Raw genomic sequence first — 16,866 nt, forward strand, 5'->3', positions numbered from 1 at the left:
CGCCTCAAGTACTCAGCAAGGAACGCACCGATGAACCAAGTTTCGACCACCCGCGACTACGGCCACCATCTGGCCGGCGCCGACCAGACCCCAGCGAAGACGATCGAGCGCGCCTCCCCCGCGACGGGCCGCCTCGTGGCGCGCTTCGCCGAGGGAACCGCGGCGGATGCAGCCGCCGCCATCGCCGATGCGCGTGAAGCCTTCGACAATGGCCCCTGGCCGCAGATGACCGGCATGGAGCGCGCCGCCGTCGTGCGGCGCTGGGCCGATCTGATCGAGGAGAATCTGGAGCGCCTCGCCCGCATCGAGGTCGACGAGGTCGGCAAGCCGATCCGCCAGGCGCGCAGCGACCTGCACAACGTCGTCTCGCTCACACACTTCGCCGCCGGCCTCGCGATGCAGGTGCATGGCGAGGCCTACACCAATCTTGGCTCGCAGAAAGCAGGCTGGATCCACCGCGAGCCGGTCGGTGTCGTCGGCATGATCATCCCGTGGAACTTCCCGGCGCTGATCTTCGCCCAGAAGGCACCCTTCGCCCTCGCGGCCGGCTGCACCATTGTGGTGAAACCGTCCGAGTTCACCTCTGGCACGGCGCTCGAACTCGCCCGCCTCGGCGCGATCGCCGGCCTGCCGGACGGCGCCCTCTCCGTCGTGACCGGCTATGGCGACCCGGTCGGCGAGACGATTGTCAAGAGCCCCGACGTCGACTTCGTCTCCTTTACCGGCTCGACCGCTGTTGGCCGCCGCATCCTCGCCAACTCGGCCGAAACGCTGAAGCGCGTCTCGCTCGAGCTGGGCGGCAAGTCGGCCAACATCGTCTTCGCCGACGCCGATCTGGAGGACGCCATAGACGGCTCTCTCTACGGCATATTTTATAACCAAGGCGAATGCTGCTGCTCGGCGACGCGACTGCTCGTCGACGAGGCCATCGCCGACGATTTCGTCGAGCGCCTCGTGGCGCGCGCCCGGGCGCTGAAGCTCGGCGACGTGCATGCCGACAACGCCGATGTCGGCGCAATGATCAGCGACAGGCATTTCGACAAAGTCTGCTCCTACCTCGACAAGGGCAAGGCCGAGGGCGCGACACTGCGGCTCGGCGGCGGGGCCAGCGAGAAAACGGACGGCCTGTTCGTGCAGCCGACCATCTTCGACAACGTCACGAGCGACATGACGATCTTCCGCGAGGAGATCTTCGGACCGGTGCTGTCGATCGTCCGCTTCAAGGACAAGGACGAGGCCGTCCGCATTGCCAACGACACCGCCTATGGTCTCGCCAGCTCGCTGTGGACCAAGAACTTCGACACGGCGCACCAGATCACGCCGAAGCTGCGCAGCGGCTCGGTCTGGATCAACACGACGATCGACGGCGCGCCGCAGATGCCATTCGGCGGCTACAAGGCCTCCGGCTTCGGCCGCGAAATGGGTCAAGCGGGCTTCGACGAGTTCACCAACATCAAGACGGTGTTTGCCCATCTCGGCAAGCGCGAGCCCTACTATCCCCAGAAGGGATGATCTCCCCGGGGCCGGAGACCTCCCGCTCCCGCTAGAACCCCGGCCCCGAACTCAAGGGCGCTACGATGCCTCGTAGCGCCCCTTTTTGCCCCCAACGGGCGGCAGCGCCTCCGACAACGGAAGCGCCCCCCGGCGAGCCGCCCTCTAGAGATCGCCCAGGCGGGCGCGGAAGAAGCCGTGCTCGGCATGGCGATCGAGCAGGATGTTCTGCGCAAAAGCCGGGTCACGCGCCGGACAGTCCTCGCGATAGTGGCTACCCCGGCTCTCGGGACGCGCCAGCGCCGCGAGCGCCATCAGCTCCCCCACCGCGATGAGGTTGCCGAGCTCCAGCGCCTGGACGACATCCGCCGGGGTCTCGATGCGCGCCGTTTCGTCAAGCTCTTGGCGTAGCGCCGCGCATTCCTCGCGAAAGGCCAGCAACCCTTGCTCGTCGCGCAGGATCAGCAGATGGCGGTTGGCGGCAATCTGCAGCCGCTGCCGCAACACGGCGAGATCCTGCGTCGCGCCCGCCGCGGGGCCGCTCGGCAGAGCGTCATGCCCCTCGAGCGGATCGGCGATCATCCGGTGATCGATCGCGCGGGCGCGCGCAGCGGCCGCGCGGCCGGCACGACCGCCGAACACCTGGCATGTCACCGACATGTTGCCGCCGAGACGGTCCGCGCCATGCGGCCCCGCCGCCACCTCGCCGGCCGCGAACAGGCCCCTGATGTTGGACTGGGCATCCTGGTCGATCCGCAGGCCGCCATTGATCGCATGCGCCGAGCAGGTGATCTCGACCTTGTCCTTGCTCAGATCGGTGCCACGCTCCTTGTACCAGTCATAGGTCAGCGGCCACATGCGGGCGACGCTGCGACTCTGGTCCTGGAGAATGGAATCGAGGTCGTCATGAATGAAGTCGAGCCATAGCCCGCCCTTGTCCGTGCCCCTGCCCTCGTTGATCGCCTTCTGGATCGAGATCTCGATGAAGCGTGAGATGTCGCTCGAGCTGAACGGAAAGTGGCGCTGCTTCTCGGCGATCACCGCCGCGATACTCAGCCCCTCCGGCAGATAGTCGGACAGGAACGGCCGCCCGTCGCGATCCGAAAGGTTGGGGCGCGCATCCCAGAGATAGTTACCGAACAGGTTGACGAATGGATCGATGATCGAGACGCCGGCCTGCATGAACTCCATGTTGACGAGATGCGCGCCAGCGCGGTGCGCCATGGCGTATCCGTCGCCGGTGATGTCCGAGGGGTAGAGATTGGTACGGAAGAGCTGGCTCGCCCCACCGGTGGTCAGGATCGTCGCCTTGGCCCGGATCACCACCAGCTCGCCTCTGGCATCGACCGCGACCGCCCCGAGACACTCGCCGTCGCGCACGATCAGGTCCTTGATCATCAGCCGATCGAGCGCAGACAGGCCGCGCCGCGTCGCCTCCGAGCCGAGCGCCTTCACGATCGGCTTGAAATGGTCCTTGATGACGTGCGAGCGCGGCCTCGACGAGAAGCAGGCCTGGAACGTCAGATAGGGTGCCCCCTCCCGCTCGCATGTACGCTCGAAATGGACGCCATAGCCCTCCAGATAGCGCAGGGCCGCCTCGGCCTCGTCCGCCAGGATCGCGGAGAGCCGGGGATCCGACATGCCCTGCCCGGCCGCAAGAATGTCCTTCAGGAAGGCATCGGGACCGTCGTCAGGGTCGCCGGCGCCGTCGGGAACGTTGAAGGCACCGACTTCGGCGACGCTGTGGAAGGTCGCGCCGCTCCGCCGAAACTCGCCCTTGATGACGACCGTGACCTCGGCGCCACCTTCCTGCGCCTCCAGCGCCGCGCGCAAAGCCGCCCCGCCGCTCCCGATCACGAGAACGTCGGTCCTGATCTCCCTCACATGCTGGGGCATCCATGTCCTTTCCCGCCGACACCGGCGGACGGCCGGTCGGCGGCCAAGAGAACGATCACGACGATAGTTGAGAACGAAAGCGATTTCATAAATGATATAGCCAATCGCGACGGCAAGGGCAATCGGCGCATCCGGCGGGACCACGTGCGGTTTGTCCTGCCGCGACCGCTCCGGCCACACCCGACGATCATCACGTCTGAGAGCGGCGACTTTGGCGCGATCATGCTTTGCAGTGCGACGGCCGCCTGTGCTTCACTCGATCCGGGAACCGATCCCGCCGCAGGAGGAAACCAAGAAGTGAACAGCGTCAGCAGCAGCCCCTATCAAGGCGCCCTGAAGGAGCTTGAAAGCGTCTTCAGTCGCCTCGACGACGCCAAGGTCGACGAAGTCGTGGACGTCATCGCGAAGGCCAGGAGCACGGTGGTGTTCGGCGGCGGGCGCGAGCGCCTGCAGATCATGGGCTTCGCCATGCGCCTCTATCACATGGGCGTGCCGGTCGCCGTCGAAGGCGACATGACGACCCCACCGGTCGGCCCTGGCGATGTTTTCCTCGTCACGGTCGGCCCCGGCGAGATCTCCACGGCGCTGGCGCTGATCGGCGTGGCCAAGGCAGCCGGCGCGACGGTCGTCGTGATCACCGCACAGCCGAATGGCCGGGCCCCACGCATGGCCGACCTGGTGCTCCACCTGCCGGCCCAAACCATGGCCGACGACCAGGGCGCGGCGAAGACCTCCATCCTCCCGATGGGCTCGCTCTATGAGGGCGCGCTCTTCGTTCTCTTCGAGATCATGGTGCTGAAGCTGCGTGAGCGCGTCGCAATCACACCGGAGGCGATGCGCGCCCGGCACACGAACCTGGAATAGGTCCGAGGCGGCCACACAGGCCCTGTCTCAAGCACTACGCCGGCGCGAGCCGGCGAAGCGCCTCGCGATCCAGAGGTGGCGAAGCGAAGGTGTCCCCGCTTCGCCACCCGGCCCCCCGCCCCCCCTGGATCGAACTTCGAAGAATTGCGGGCCGCGCTAGCCGACGGACCAAGCCTCGAGCATGGCCCAGTTGAACTGAACGCCAGTCCCCGGATCATCCGGAGCGATCGCACGACCATTCTCGACTACCAACGGCCGGAATGTGCAGCGATCGATCTGGAAGGCGTGCACCTCCAGCCAGCCGGCATTCGGCACGGCCGGAACGAGGCTGACGTGAAGCTCCTGCATGCCGTGACTGCAGACGGGCATGCCAAGCTCCTCGGCAAGCTTCGCCACCCGCAGGAACCCGGTCACTCCACCGCAGTTCGAAGCGTCGGGCTGAATGAAGCCAAGCGACGAATGCTGGAACGCGTGCTTGAACTCCTGCAGCGTGTGCAGGTTCTCGCCCTGGGCCAACGGGATGAAGGTGGCACTCGCCAAGCGCCCATAGCCCTCGAAATCGTCGGGCTCCATCGGCTCTTCAAACCAGGTCAGGTCGAACGGCTCGAAGGCGCGCGCCGCGGCCGTGGCACGCTCGAGGTCGTAGCCGAAATTGCCGTCGACCATCAGCTTCGCCGCAGGCCCGATCAACTCGCGGACGGCGCGCAGACGGGCGATGTCCTCGCCGAGATCGGGCTTGCCGACCTTGATCTTGATGGCCTGGTAGCCTTGAGCGAGGTAGCCGGAGACGCTCTCGACCAGCTTCTCGATGGGATAGTTGAGATCGACGCCGCCGCGATAGGTGAGCGGGGATTTGCTAGCGCCGCCGGCCATCTTCCAAAGCGGCAGATTGCGCACCTTGCCGCGCAGGTCCCAGAGCGCAATGTCGATGGCCGAGATGGCGAAGGAGGCGACGCCGCCCCGCCCGACATAGTGCAGGCGCGAATGCATCTCGTCATAGAGCGTGTCGATGTCGTCGGCATCATGCCCGATCAACATCGGCGCCAGATCGTGATCGATCATCGCCTTGGTCGCGCGCCCCCCGGTGCCGATCGTGTAGGTGTAACCGACGCCCGACTCGCCGCCCGTCGTGCCGATCTCGACGGTTGCGAGCTCGTAGAAGGTCTGCAGGCCATGCCGCGCATCCTGCATCGGCTCCTCGAGCGGCACGTGGAAAACGCGCGTCCTGATGTCACGAATGGTCTGTCGGCTGGACATGCTTCTCTTCCTCTGGAGAAATGATTGCCAAGCGATCCGGGCCAAGGCCCGATCAGGCCCAGTTCACGTACATGGTCTTCTTCTGGAAATAGCCATCCAGGCCGTACTTCCCGTCCTCGCCGCCGAGGCCGGACTGGCCCCAGCCGGTATGGAAGCCCTGGATCAGCTCGCCATTGGTGCGGTTGAAGTAGATCTCGCCGAAGTCGAGCTCCGCCGCGATCCGCATCAGCCGCATCAGGCTGCCGGTATAGGCATAGGCCGAGAGACCGTAGTCGGAATCATTGGCGAGCCGCAGCGCCTGCTCGAAATCGTCGACGATGACGATCGGCACGACCGGGCCGAAGATCTCCTCGCGCATCGCCGGCACGTCATTGCCCTGGGCGAGCAGGACGGTGGGCGCATACCAATGGCCGCGCGACCGGGCGCCCTCCGTCAGCCGCCCACCCTCCAGCAGGACCTCGGCACCGGCCTCGGTGCTGCGGCGGACGATGTCGACAATCTTGTCGACTTCGGGTCCGCTGATCTTGGGGCCGATATCGGGATTGTCGAGCGGGTCGCCGATCACCAGCGCGCGGCTGCGCGCGACGAATTTCTCGATGAATTCCTGGGCGATGGCGCGATGCAGATACATGCGCTCGTTGCAGGTGCAGATCTGGCCGCAGTTGGTATAGCGGGCCGTCACCGCGCTCTCCACGGCGCGGTCGATGTCCGCATCCTCCATGACGATGAAGGGCGCCTTGCCGCCGAGTTCGAGCCGAATCGGCTTGATGCGTCGAGCGCCTGCGGCGTAGATCTCGCGCCCGGCGCGGGTGCTGCCGGTCATGGTGACGAGGTCCGATTCCGGACTCTCGACCAACGCCTGGCCGAGGCCGTGACCGGTGCCGGTGACGACGTTGACCACGCCCGCGGGGATGCCGACCCGCTCCGCCAGCGCCGCGATCGCAAGGCCCGAAAGCGGCGTGAACTCGTGCGCCTTGAGGACAAAGCTGTTGCCGCCACTAGCGCCGGCCCGAGCTTGCGGCCGGTCAAGGCGGCGGGATAATTCCAGGCCGTCAGGCCGACCACGACGCCATAGGGAACGCGCCGGATCCAGATCTCCTCGTTCGCCATGTCGGAGGGCATGATGTCGCCCTCGATGCGGCGCCCGCTCTCGGCGGCATAGCGCAGGAAGGTCTCGGTCGCGCCAATTTCGCCATGGGCCTGGTTGAGAGGCTTGCCCTGCTCAGCGACGACGACATGGGCCAGCAGGTCGCGATGATCGCGCACGGCATCGGCGAGCAGGCCCACCAGCCGACCGCGCTCGGGCGCCGGCGTGGCGGCCCAGACCGGCTGAGCCTTCCGAGCCGCTTCCAACGCCGCATGCGCATGATCAGCGGATCCCGCCGGTACCGTCGCGACAACCGCGCCATTGGCCGGATTCTCGACCTCGACCCGAGCCGCTGCAGGCCCTTCCAGCCATGTGCCGCCGACAAGCATACCCAGATGCGACGGCTCCCCCGCCAACGCGGCCTTCAATCTGTCGAGCATGCGTCCATCCACGTTTGGTCAGACCAAATCTTTATGTTCGTTGGACCACACATCGAAAAACCTGTCAACGGATCGCAAAAATCGAAAGATTACGACCTAGTCGGCACCACTCGCGACCGATCGATTGGCTTTTTTGGTCCGTCCATATGGGTCCGCTATTGATATTCGCCGAGCTTTGGTGGATTGCTGCGGGACTGATTTCGTGCCGAGCGGAAACCGATGCCGAGCGACCACCCCCTCGATGACACGCCAGCCCGCGCGGGAAACCAGCGCGCGGCCGACGCGATCGTGACGGCTATCGAGCAGGACATCGTCTCGGGCCTCCTCGAGAACGGCAGCCCGCTGCCGCCCGAGCGCGATCTGATGGGCCGCTTCGGCATCAGCCGCACGGTGGTGCGCGAAGCGATCGCGACACTGACGACGCGCGGCCTGCTAGAGAGCAAGCCGCGCCACCGTCCGATCGTGCGCCGGCCCGGCTATGACGCCGCCTTCTCGGCGGTCGGCGGCGTGGTCAGCCACCTGCTGCGGCAGGATGGAGGCGTGAAGACGCTCTACGACGTGCGCATCTTCCTCGAGGCCTCGCTTGTCCGTCACGCCGCCCTGCACGCCCGCAAGGAGGACATCGCGGCGCTCCGCACGGCGCTGGAACAGAACCGCGCCGCGATCGACGACCCCGTTCTCTTCGACAACACGGACGTCGCCTTCCACGCGATCTTCTATCGCATCCTCGGCAATCCGGTACTGCCGGCCGTGCACAGAGCCTTCGTCACCTGGCTGTTCGAGCACTGGCAGAGCATGAACCGCTCAGCCGAGCAGAACCTCATCTACTACGCGGGGCACAAGGCGATCTTCGACGCCATCATCGATCGCGACCCCGATGCCGCGGAACAAGCACTCCTCGTCCATCTCGGCGAGGCATGGGAGACGGTCCGCGGCACGTTCTAGCGCACACGATATCAGGGAGGATAGCGGGAGTGGCTCGGGAGGAGTTCGACTACATCGTCGCCGGCGGCGGGTCGTCCGGCTGCGTCGCCGCCGCACAGCTGGTAACCAAGGGAAACCATCGCGTACTTCTGCTCGAGGCGGGGCACTCGCACCACCATCCGCTCCTCGACATGCCGCCGGGCATCTTCAAGATGATCAACGGCAGCAAGTACATGAAGTACCACACGACAATCCCGCAGCCGCATCTCGACGGCCGCGCGCACGACATACCGCAGGGCAACGTGCTCGGCGGCGGCTCATCGGTGAACGCGCAGGTCTATATCCGTGGCCGCGCCGCCGACTATGACGACTGGGATGCGATCCTGCGCGGCAACAATGACGGCGCCGACTGGAGCTGGAACGCCGTTCTCCGCCACTTCCGCGGCATGGAAGGCAACAACCGCCTCTACAATGACGCCCATGGCGCCGACGGCCCCCTCCTCGTCTCGGATCCCGGCCACATCAACGAATTGTCGCGCTGGTTCGTGCAGGCGGTGCAGGCCCTCAAGGAGCCATTCAATCCGGACTTCAACGGCCCCGCGCAGCGTGGCGTCGGCTTTTACCAGTTCATGAACCGGGCCGGACGCCGCAGCAGCGCCGCCTACGCCTACGTCGAGCCGCTGAAGGACGACCCGCGTCTCACCGTCCGCCTGCATGCCGAGGTTTCGCGCGTGCTGATCGAGAACGGCAGGGCCGTCGGTGTCGCCTACCGCATCAACGGGACGGAACACACAGCCTATGCGAAGGGCGAGATCATCGTCAGCTCCGGAGCGCTGGTCAGCCCCAAGCTGCTGATGCTGTCGGGCATCGGCCCCGCCGACCATCTCGCCGGGCACGGCATCGCCTGCAAGATCGACCTCCCCGGCGTCGGCGCCAATTTGATCGACCATCCGGAAGTGCCAATCACGGCCACCACCAATGGCCGCTTCGGCTATTTCAACCAGGGCAATGGCTGGCGCATGCTGAAGAACGGCCTGCAGTTCAAGCTGTTCGGCAGCGGCCCGATCACCACGGCGGGCGTCGAGGCCGGCGCCTTCGTTAACCCGCTCGATCCCGAGGCAACACCGACGATACAGGCCTTCTGCGTGCCGATCGTCTATCTCGATCGCAACACGCGGAACTCGATGAAGGACACCTACGGCCTCACCATCACCACCGTCGTCGTCAAACCCAAGTCGCGCGGCTTCGTCAAACTGCGCTCCGCCGATCCCGCAGCGATGCCGCTCGTTTCGCCCCACCTGCTGCAGAACGAGGACGACATGCGACAGATGGTGGCCGGTCAGCGATTCTTCCTGCGCGCCTTCCACACCGAGCCGCTCGCCCGCCGGATCGAGCGCGTCGCGCTGCCGCCGACGCCGGATCCAGACGACGAGGCGCTGCGCACGCACTGCCGGCGCTTCGTGAAGACCAACTACCATCCGGCCGGCACCTGCAAGATGGGCGCGGATGGCGACCCAATGGCCGTGCTCGATGCCCGCATGCGGGTGCGCGGCGTCGAGGGTCTCAGGGTGTGCGACATGTCGGCGGTACCCAACATCAACGCCGGCAACACCAACGCGCCGGCGATGATGCTCGGCGACCGCTGCGCCGACTTCATCCTCAGCGCGACGTAAATCGCCGGGCCGCGTCGCTTCTCCGCCGCTAGAGCTCCACGCGGAATCGATAGCGGTCGGCCCGGTAGGTCACGACTACGAACTCGACCGGCATACCGGCTGCCGACTTTGCGACACGGGTGACCACCAGAACCGCCGAAGCAGGCTCAACGTCGAGCAGGCGCGCAGTCTCGCCACTCGCCAGATTCGCTTCGATGAACTCGACGCCGCCCGAGATCTCGACATCCAGGTTCTCGCGTAGCCACGCATAAAGCGATCCGCCGGCAAGCTGCGCCTCGGTCGGCGGCGGGACATTGCCAAAGAGGTCCGGCCGGATCCACGACACCGAGTAGCCCATCAGCCGGCCGTTCGCGCTGAGCAGCCTGTCCGAGCGGAACGGCTTGTCGGAAGAGGCAAGGCCCAGCGCATGCGCGACCTCGCCGCTCGCCTGCTCCCACCCCGCCGAAAGCACGGCGAAGGATGGCTTCAGCCCACGCAGCAGCATGTCCTCGGTGAAGCCGCGGATCTGGTTGACCGGCTGATCGACACGACCGCCAAGCACGATCGACCCGACGCCAGAACGGCGCGTGATCAGCCCTTCCTGGACCAGCTTGTTCAAAGCCGAGCGCGCGGTGGTGCGACTGACGTCGAACACCCGGTTCAGATGCGCCTCGGTGGGCATGACGTCGCCAGCCTGGAACTCACCTTCGACGATCGACTGCCTGAGGATGTTGGCGATCTGAAACCATTTCGGCGCCCCCTCGTCCGAAAGCCGTGCCGCATCCCAACCCATCATATCCCGCCAAATGTCATGACAAATGCATGATCTATCATTCCGGACGGCTCGCGAGCAAGGGCATCCGTATCTTCCGCATGGCGCGACGCCAAACTAGAGAGCCATGACCGACCCAGAGACGCCCTTGACTTAGTCCAAATGATCAAATTTTAGCCAGATCGATCCTCAGTGCTTTTTTTGCTCAATCCCGGCTTGATCAAATGTAATGACAAAGTTACAAATTGAGCCATCGCAGGGAGGCGACCTTGGCGCACTATCTTTTTGTCGGCGACGTCAGTCTGGATCTGAGCCTGCAAGCGCCCCACATGCCGGCGCCAGACGAGAAGGTGCACTGCACCGCCTCGACCGAAGGCCTCGGCGGAGTCATCACCAACACTGCGGTAGCCTTCTCGCGAGCTGGCGGCGACGCCGCGCTCGGCATCCAGCTCGGCGACGACCTCGCCTCGATCCAAGTCCGCAACGAACTCGAGGCAACGCGCCTGGACCTGCGGCCGGCGATGGTCCCCGGCGGCCTCTGCCGCGTCGTAACGATGATCGAGCCGCACGGCGAAAAGCGGCTGCTGCTCTATCCGGGCGTCTCGCTCTATCCCGACGATGCGGCAGTCCGAGCGCTTCGGCTCGACGACATCGCCCATCTCCATACCGCCTGCTTCGGCCCCGCCGCCCCGGCGCTGGTCGAGCGGGCGCGGCAGGCCGGCATCGGCTGGTCGATTGACCTCGAGCCCGCCAGTTTCCCACATGGCATCGCCAGCCTCGCTCCGGTCCTCGACGGCGCCCGTGTCGTCTTCGTGAACGACCGCGCCGCCGATGCGATCGGCCGCGATCCGATCGGCCGGCTACGCGACCTCGGTGTGAGCGACGTGGTGCGTACGCGCGGCCCCCTCGGCGCGGAACTCTACCGCGAGGGCGGCGAGATGCTGTACGCGCCGCCGCCCGCGGGCCTCGACATCGTCGACACGACCGGCGCGGGCGACTGCCTCGCCGGCTGGTTCCTCGCCGGCCTCGCCGCCGGATGGCGGGTCGACATCATTCTGGCACGCGCCGTGCGCGCCGCATCGATCGCCTGCACAAGGATGGGCGCGCAGACCGCCTACCCGACGCTCTCCGAAATCGAAACTCAAGAACAAGGCTGAAGAGGTAGAATGTCTCCCCCCATCGTAATGCCGGCCAAGCCGAGCGCCCTTGCCACCCATTTCGACAAGAAGAAGCCGATCATCGGCGTCGTGCATTTGCGCCCGCTTCCCGGCGCACCCCGCTACGAGGGCGAAGCGATGCGCGACATCATCGCCGCGGCGCTGCGCGACGCGCGCACGCTCGCCGATGGCGGCATCGACGGCATCATGGTCGAGAACGCCAGCGACATGCCCTTCTCCCGTCCCGAGCACATCGGCTTCGAAACGGTCGCGGCCCTCTCCGTCATCTGCCAGGAAATCCGCAACACCGTCAGCGCACCGATCGGCATTACCTGCGTGGCGAACGGCGCCATCCCCGGCCTCGCCGTCGCCAAGGCGGTCGGCGCGCGTTGGGTGCGCGTCAACCAGTGGGTCAACGCCTATGTCGCCAATGAAGGCTTCCTGAACGGACCGGCCGCCGAGGCGCTGCGCTACCGCGCGCAGATCGGCGCCAAGGATGTTTCCATCTTTGCCGACGTGCATGTGAAGTTCGGCGCGCACGCCATCACCGGCGACCGCTCGATCACCGAGCAGGCGACCGACGCCGAATGGTTCGACGCCGACGTACTGATCGCCACCGGCACCCGCACGGGATCGCCGACCCAGCCGGAGGAAGTGGCCGAGGTCCGCGCAGGCACCAACCTGCCAGTCATCGTCGGCTCGGGCCTGTCGCCCGAACAGGTGCCCACCCTGATGCCCGTCGCCGACGGCGCCATTGTCGGTCAATGGCTGAAGGTGGACTCACGCTGGTGGAACCCCGTCGATCCGGCCCGCGTCGAGCGCCTGATGAACGCCGTCGAGAAGTCGCGGAAATGACGAGCCTCACCGGAGACACCGACGTCTTTTCATCGGCGCCACCATCGGGCACCACGCCCAAGGCCTCGGTGATGTTCGTCGCCACGCGCCAGGACGAGCTGCCCGGCGTCTATGGCGCGGCGCACCACCGCGCCATCCTGGCTGTCCTCGACGAGCTCGCCGCCGAGGGCTGGACGCTGTCGCTGCGTCGCGTCTTCGATCCCGCGGCGCCGAACACGCCGCGGGCGCTCGACACCGGTTTCACCCACATGCACGATATCGCCGGCGTGTTCGAGGCACCCGACCTCGAAAGCGCGCTTGCCGGAACCATCCGGCTCGAGAAGGCCGGCTGGGCGCGCGCCTTCCGCACGGAATGGCTGATGGGCGTCAAGGAGTTCGCCCCGGTCATGGGCAAGGGCGCGCTCACCGATCATGGCTGGTCCTTCCTCGCGCTTTGGGAATGGAACGACCAGTGGTGCGAGGCGACGCCGGAGGAACGCACCGAATACGACTTCGAGTGCGACATCGCCTTCAAGGGTGACCTGGCGCTCGGCGTCAACATCGCCGGCCGCCACCGTATGGACTGGTCGCATTCCTGGCACCATCTCGGCGCTTGGGAAATCGACGGTCCGGACACCGCCGACGCCGCCATCCGCGGCCACGAGCGCGTGGCCGATTTCAAGTTCACCACATCGCGACACATCGTGGGCCGCCTCGCGCCGCTCGCCGACCTGATCGCTCCGAGGTACGCCTGACATGACCCAATCCGTCTGGATCCACTATTCTCGCCCCCGTCCGCACTGGTACCTGCTGGGCGACAAGGAAAAGCAGGCACTCGCCGACGCCTGGCAAGCTGTCCGCGACGGCGCCAAGGCCGCCGGCGCCGAGTTCCACGGCCGCTTCCACATCCGCGGCCAGCACGACTTCCAGGAAGTCGAGATCTGGAAGTTCGCCGGCACCACCGAGGCGTTCAACCATTGGCAGGCGCTCTGCGCGGCGCGCTACAACGAGTTCCACGCCTTCTCGAACAATGTCGGCCTGGAAACGGGCACATGAGCACGCCGCTGCTGGAAGCGACCGGCATCCGGCGCACATTTGGCCATGTACAGGCCCTCAAGGGCGCCAATTTCCGCGTCATGCCGGGCGAGATCGTTGCCCTGATCGGCGATAATGGCGCCGGCAAGTCAACCCTCGTCAAGATCCTCTCCGGCGCCGACAAGCCGGATGAGGGCACGCTGCGCGTCGAGGGCAAGGCGGTGAGCTTCACCTCCCCGCTCGACGCGCAGGAATGCGGCATCGCCACCGTCTATCAGGACCTGGCGCTCGCCCCCGACCTGACGCCGGCCGACAATCTCTTCCTCGGCCGAGAACTCACCCGCAGCGGCCTTCTCGGCAAGCTCGGCTTCCTCGACCGCCGCACCATGCAACGCCAGGCGGTCGAGCAGTTCGCCAAGCTCGGCGTCCAGCTGAAGTCTCAGCGCGTGTCTATCGCCTCGCTCTCCGGTGGCCAGCAGCAATCCGTCGCCATCGCCCGCGCGGCGATGTGGGCGAGCAAGCTCGTCATACTCGATGAGCCGACAGCCGCGCTGGGCGTGGTCCAGACGCAGCGCGTGCTCGACCTCTGCCGGCGCGTCCGCGACGCCGGAACCTCCGTCGTCCTGATCAGCCACAACATGCCACAGGTCCTGGAAGTCGCCGACCGCGTGCATGTGTTGCGCCTCGGCCAGACGGTCGCCGACCTCCGTGCCGCCGACGCGAGCGTCGCGGACCTGGTGCGCGAGATGACCAGCGGACAAGCCAAGGAACTGGCAGCATGAGCAACGAACTCGCCATCGCCCCCGTCGAGAGCACGGAAGACCGGCTCCTGAGGCTCGTCGCCGGCGGTTGGATCTTCCTCCTCCTGCTCGCGCTCGTCGCGATCTTCCTGGTGCTGAGGCCAGCCCAGTTTGGCTCCGCCTACAACGTCCAGCAGCTCTTCATCAACGCGGCCATCCTGCTCGTGCTGGCTGTCGGTCAGACCTATGTGGTGATCACCTCGGGCATCGACCTCTCGGTCGGCTCGGTCCTGGTCTTCGCCTCGGTCGTCTCGGCCAAGCTAATGCTTTTCCTCTCCGGTGCCGGCGGCACCACCTATGGCACCACGGCCGCAGGCTGGGACATCATCGCGATCGGCACGGTCGCGGCCCTACTCGTCGGCGTGGCCTGGGGCACGTTCAACGGCATCCTGATCGCCGTCACGAAGATCCCGCCGCTCATCGTCACGCTCGGCACCATGGGCATGGCGCTCGGCGGCGCGCAGATCCTCTCCGGTGGTGTCGACGTCCGCGCCATGCCGGAACTGCTGGTGACCCATGTCGGCTCCGGCCGCATCCTCGGCATCCCTACGCTGGTCGTGATCGCGACCGTGACCGCCGTCATCGCCGGCATCGTGCTGCACATGACCCGCTTCGGCATGCACATCTTCGCCGTCGGCTCCAACGCCGAAGCCAGCCGCCGCAGCGGCATCCCGACGACGGCGCGACTGATCCAAGTCTACGCCATCTCGGGCCTGATGGCCGGCATCGCCGCGGTCATGTCCAACGCCCGCTTCTCGACGACCACCATCAATGGCCACGCCATGGACAACCTCGCCACCATCTCGGCAGTGGTGCTTGGCGGGACCAGCCTGTTCGGCGGTGTCGGCAGCGTGTTCGGCACCGTGGTGGGCGTCTTCATTCCCATCATCCTGCTCAATGGCTTCGTCATCCTTGGCATTCCGCCGTTCTGGCAAACGGTCGCCATGGGTGCCGTGCTGATCCTCGCCGTCTGGATCGACCAACTGAAGCGACGGCTTCGCAAACGGGGCTAGCGCCACGCACGCTCCGCAATACCAAAGGGGAATAGAGAATGACCAAGACGATCGTATCGGTGACTGTGGGTCTCGTGCTGACCTCGCTCTCCGCTTCGGGTGCCTTCGCGCAGGAGGCCAACTCGGTAGCCCTCGTGCTCGGCTCGAGCGGCAGCCCGTTCTACCAGGCCATGCAGTGCGGCGCGCAGGCCCGCGCCAAGGAGCTCGGCCTTTCGCTTACCGTCTCAGCCGCGGACCAGTTTGCCGCCGACGCGCAGATCCCGGTGGTCAACGCAGTGACAGCGAGCGCCCCCAAGGTAGCTGCCATCGTCCCGACTGACATGCAGGCGCTGATCCCGCCGATGCGCGAACTCGCCGGACGCGGCACGCAGGTAATCACGGTCGACCAGACCATCTCCGATCCGTCGATCCTAAAGACCCAGATTCTGACCGACAACAAGGCCGGCGGCGGCATGGCGGCCGACGCGCTGGCGGCGCTGATCGGCAAGAAGGGCAAGGTTCTGGTCATCACCCAGCCCCCCGGCTCGCTGGCCCAGGACGCGCGCGAGGCCGGTTTCGCGGCGACGCTGGCCGAGAAATATCCGGACATCCAGTATCTCGGACCGCAATACCAGTCGAACGATCCGCAGCGCGCCGCCGAGATCATCACCTCGACGCTGTCCGCCCATCCTGACCTCGCCGGCGTGTTCTCCACCAATGACCAGGGCGCGATCGGCGCGATCACCGGCCTCCGCCAGGCTGGCGCAGTCGGCAAGGTGAAGATGGTGGCCTATGATGCCGCCAGCGCCGAGGTTGCCGCGCTAAAGAACGGCGAGCTCCAGGGCCTGATCGCCCAGAGCCCGAGCCAGCAGGGCGCGGTCGCGATGGACATCGCCGCGAAGCTCATTGCCGGCGAGGCCGTCAAACCCGTCACCATGGCCGAGATCGTCGCCATCGGCGCCGATCAGCCGGAACTCGCCGACAAGTACGAGTACGTCGCCGGCTGCATGTAAGCCTCGCCGTGGCCGCCGGCACGCCGGCGGCCACGGACGACTTCAGCGGACACGGCGGCGGACGGCCGGTTGAACGCTGGGAAGGAGCCTCGGCCCATGCTCAACGCGGCGGTCGCCGCCGCCCGGGCTGCTCGGTCCGACGCCCGATCTGAGGATGATCGCGCCGATCGGCCAGGCGCTCCGTTCTCGATGCCACCATTCTGGCGCTGCCGCCCCAGCCAACTACCGAACCAGGACAGAATCGCATGCGCGCCGACTATGGCGGCGGAAGGTGCCGTCTTGCCAACGGACCCGCGATAGAGCGCGCTTGAGCAGATGGCAGACGGCGGCCGCATCCTCCGCAGCGCGCGGTCGAAATGATGCGCGTCAGCATTTTGGGAGCGTTCTGCTTCTTCCGCCATGGGATCAGTCCGGCTTTTGTCGGCCGCAGCTTCCGCAATGATTCTGCCGCAGCCTCGCCTCGAACTCGACGTCCAGAAGCTACCCCTCTCCCTCCCTGCCGGCCTGGGCGGCGCCGGGTCTGCCGTGTCCGCCACCTGGGCAGTCCCCAAGCAAAACGGCTTCATTGCCCTGCGCTGGAACGCGCTTTTCAACGCTGAGAATTTCTTTCCGCTTGCGGAAGCAGGCTACCACTTGCCGAATGGCGGGCGTA

The 16,866-nt window shown here is 66.3% G+C and carries 14 protein-coding genes and 1 pseudogene; 11 read left to right on the plus strand and 4 right to left on the minus strand.

Translation table 11 applies throughout. The annotated features are described in order from the left end of the window. Window positions 1-30 precede the first annotated feature (30 nt). Window positions 31-1,512, plus strand: a complete 1,482-nt coding sequence (locus G539_RS0114760; protein ID WP_029075878.1) for an aldehyde dehydrogenase family protein — start codon at window positions 31-33, stop codon at window positions 1,510-1,512. A 144-nt stretch (window positions 1,513-1,656) separates the two neighbouring features. Here the strand turns inward: G539_RS0114760 and G539_RS0114765 are convergent, their stop codons facing one another. After that, a complete protein-coding gene (locus tag G539_RS0114765; protein WP_245576888.1) occupies window positions 1,657-3,375 on the minus strand; it encodes an FAD-binding protein in 1,719 nt (572 codons plus the stop codon). Here G539_RS0114765 and G539_RS27715 point away from each other — a divergent pair, their 5' ends adjacent. Then, complete coding sequence (locus G539_RS27715) at window positions 3,376-4,251, plus strand: SIS domain-containing protein (protein WP_342665068.1); 876 nt, start codon at window positions 3,376-3,378, stop codon at window positions 4,249-4,251. A 156-nt stretch (window positions 4,252-4,407) separates the two neighbouring features. On the opposite strand, the gene G539_RS0114775 is transcribed toward G539_RS27715, so the two are convergent. After that, window positions 4,408-5,508: a mandelate racemase/muconate lactonizing enzyme family protein gene (locus G539_RS0114775; RefSeq protein WP_029075881.1), complete on the minus strand. Its 1,101-nt coding sequence runs from the start codon at window positions 5,506-5,508 to the stop codon at window positions 4,408-4,410. A 52-nt stretch (window positions 5,509-5,560) separates the two neighbouring features. Further along, window positions 5,561-7,035 (minus strand): annotated as a pseudogene (locus G539_RS27610) (aldehyde dehydrogenase family protein). 219 nt (window positions 7,036-7,254) lie between these two features. On the opposite strand from G539_RS27610, the gene G539_RS0114785 reads away from it, so the two are divergent. Both G539_RS0114785 and G539_RS0114790 read left to right on the plus strand, forming a co-directional pair. Then, on the plus strand, window positions 7,255-7,980 hold the full coding sequence (locus G539_RS0114785; RefSeq protein ID WP_029075882.1) for an FCD domain-containing protein: 726 nt from the start codon (window positions 7,255-7,257) through the stop codon (window positions 7,978-7,980). A gap of 29 nt (window positions 7,981-8,009) precedes the next feature. Further along, window positions 8,010-9,632, plus strand: coding sequence for a GMC family oxidoreductase (locus G539_RS0114790; protein ID WP_245576889.1), 1,623 nt, complete (start codon window positions 8,010-8,012; stop codon window positions 9,630-9,632). Between the two features lie 28 nt (window positions 9,633-9,660). On the opposite strand, the gene G539_RS0114795 is transcribed toward G539_RS0114790, so the two are convergent. Continuing rightward, window positions 9,661-10,407 (minus strand): GntR family transcriptional regulator, encoded by a 747-nt coding sequence (locus G539_RS0114795; RefSeq protein WP_029075884.1) that lies wholly within the window; start codon window positions 10,405-10,407, stop codon window positions 9,661-9,663. 245 nt (window positions 10,408-10,652) lie between these two features. Between G539_RS0114795 and G539_RS0114800 the strand changes: the two genes are divergently transcribed. The 7 genes from G539_RS0114800 to G539_RS0114830 are packed head-to-tail and all read left to right on the plus strand — an operon-like array spanning window position 10,653 to window position 16,214. Then, window positions 10,653-11,540, plus strand: a complete 888-nt coding sequence (locus tag G539_RS0114800; RefSeq protein ID WP_029075885.1) for a carbohydrate kinase family protein — start codon at window positions 10,653-10,655, stop codon at window positions 11,538-11,540. Between the two features lie 9 nt (window positions 11,541-11,549). Beyond that, a complete protein-coding gene (locus G539_RS0114805) occupies window positions 11,550-12,395 on the plus strand; it encodes a BtpA/SgcQ family protein (protein ID WP_029075886.1) in 846 nt (281 codons plus the stop codon). Next, on the plus strand, window positions 12,392-13,129 hold the full coding sequence (locus G539_RS0114810) for a hypothetical protein (RefSeq protein ID WP_156911987.1): 738 nt from the start codon (window positions 12,392-12,394) through the stop codon (window positions 13,127-13,129). Before G539_RS0114805 ends, G539_RS0114810 begins: the two co-directional genes overlap by 4 nt. Window position 13,130: 1 nt before the next feature. Further along, on the plus strand, window positions 13,131-13,430 hold the full coding sequence (locus G539_RS0114815) for a hypothetical protein (protein ID WP_029075888.1): 300 nt from the start codon (window positions 13,131-13,133) through the stop codon (window positions 13,428-13,430). Further along, window positions 13,427-14,191, plus strand: a complete 765-nt coding sequence (locus tag G539_RS0114820; protein WP_029075889.1) for an ATP-binding cassette domain-containing protein — start codon at window positions 13,427-13,429, stop codon at window positions 14,189-14,191. The genes G539_RS0114815 and G539_RS0114820 overlap by 4 nt, the downstream gene beginning before the upstream one ends. Further along, window positions 14,188-15,222, plus strand: a complete 1,035-nt coding sequence (locus tag G539_RS0114825; RefSeq protein WP_029075890.1) for an ABC transporter permease — start codon at window positions 14,188-14,190, stop codon at window positions 15,220-15,222. The genes G539_RS0114820 and G539_RS0114825 overlap by 4 nt, the downstream gene beginning before the upstream one ends. A 38-nt stretch (window positions 15,223-15,260) precedes the next feature. Continuing rightward, window positions 15,261-16,214, plus strand: coding sequence for an ABC transporter substrate-binding protein (locus tag G539_RS0114830; RefSeq protein ID WP_029075891.1), 954 nt, complete (start codon window positions 15,261-15,263; stop codon window positions 16,212-16,214). Window positions 16,215-16,866 lie beyond the last annotated feature (652 nt).

Source organism: Kaistia adipata DSM 17808, assembly GCF_000423225.1.
Lineage (GTDB): Bacteria > Pseudomonadota > Alphaproteobacteria > Rhizobiales > Kaistiaceae > Kaistia > Kaistia adipata.

Bases quoted from the DNA above. Each gene is read 5' to 3' on its own strand.
- G539_RS0114760 (WP_029075878.1), top strand. From the start codon at position 31: ATGAACCAAGTTTCGACCACCCGCGACTACGGCCACCATCTGGCCGGC.
- G539_RS27715 (WP_342665068.1), top strand. From the start codon at position 3,376: ATGCTGGGGCATCCATGTCCTTTCCCGCCGACACCGGCGGACGGCCGG.
- G539_RS0114775 (WP_029075881.1), bottom strand. From the start codon at position 5,508: ATGTCCAGCCGACAGACCATTCGTGACATCAGGACGCGCGTTTTCCAC.
- G539_RS0114785 (WP_029075882.1), top strand. From the start codon at position 7,255: ATGCCGAGCGACCACCCCCTCGATGACACGCCAGCCCGCGCGGGAAAC.
- G539_RS0114795 (WP_029075884.1), bottom strand. From the start codon at position 10,407: ATGATGGGTTGGGATGCGGCACGGCTTTCGGACGAGGGGGCGCCGAAA.
- G539_RS0114805 (WP_029075886.1), top strand. From the start codon at position 11,550: ATGTCTCCCCCCATCGTAATGCCGGCCAAGCCGAGCGCCCTTGCCACC.
- G539_RS0114810 (WP_156911987.1), top strand. From the start codon at position 12,392: ATGACGAGCCTCACCGGAGACACCGACGTCTTTTCATCGGCGCCACCA.
- G539_RS0114815 (WP_029075888.1), top strand. From the start codon at position 13,131: ATGACCCAATCCGTCTGGATCCACTATTCTCGCCCCCGTCCGCACTGG.
- G539_RS0114820 (WP_029075889.1), top strand. From the start codon at position 13,427: ATGAGCACGCCGCTGCTGGAAGCGACCGGCATCCGGCGCACATTTGGC.
- G539_RS0114825 (WP_029075890.1), top strand. From the start codon at position 14,188: ATGAGCAACGAACTCGCCATCGCCCCCGTCGAGAGCACGGAAGACCGG.
- G539_RS0114830 (WP_029075891.1), top strand. From the start codon at position 15,261: ATGACCAAGACGATCGTATCGGTGACTGTGGGTCTCGTGCTGACCTCG.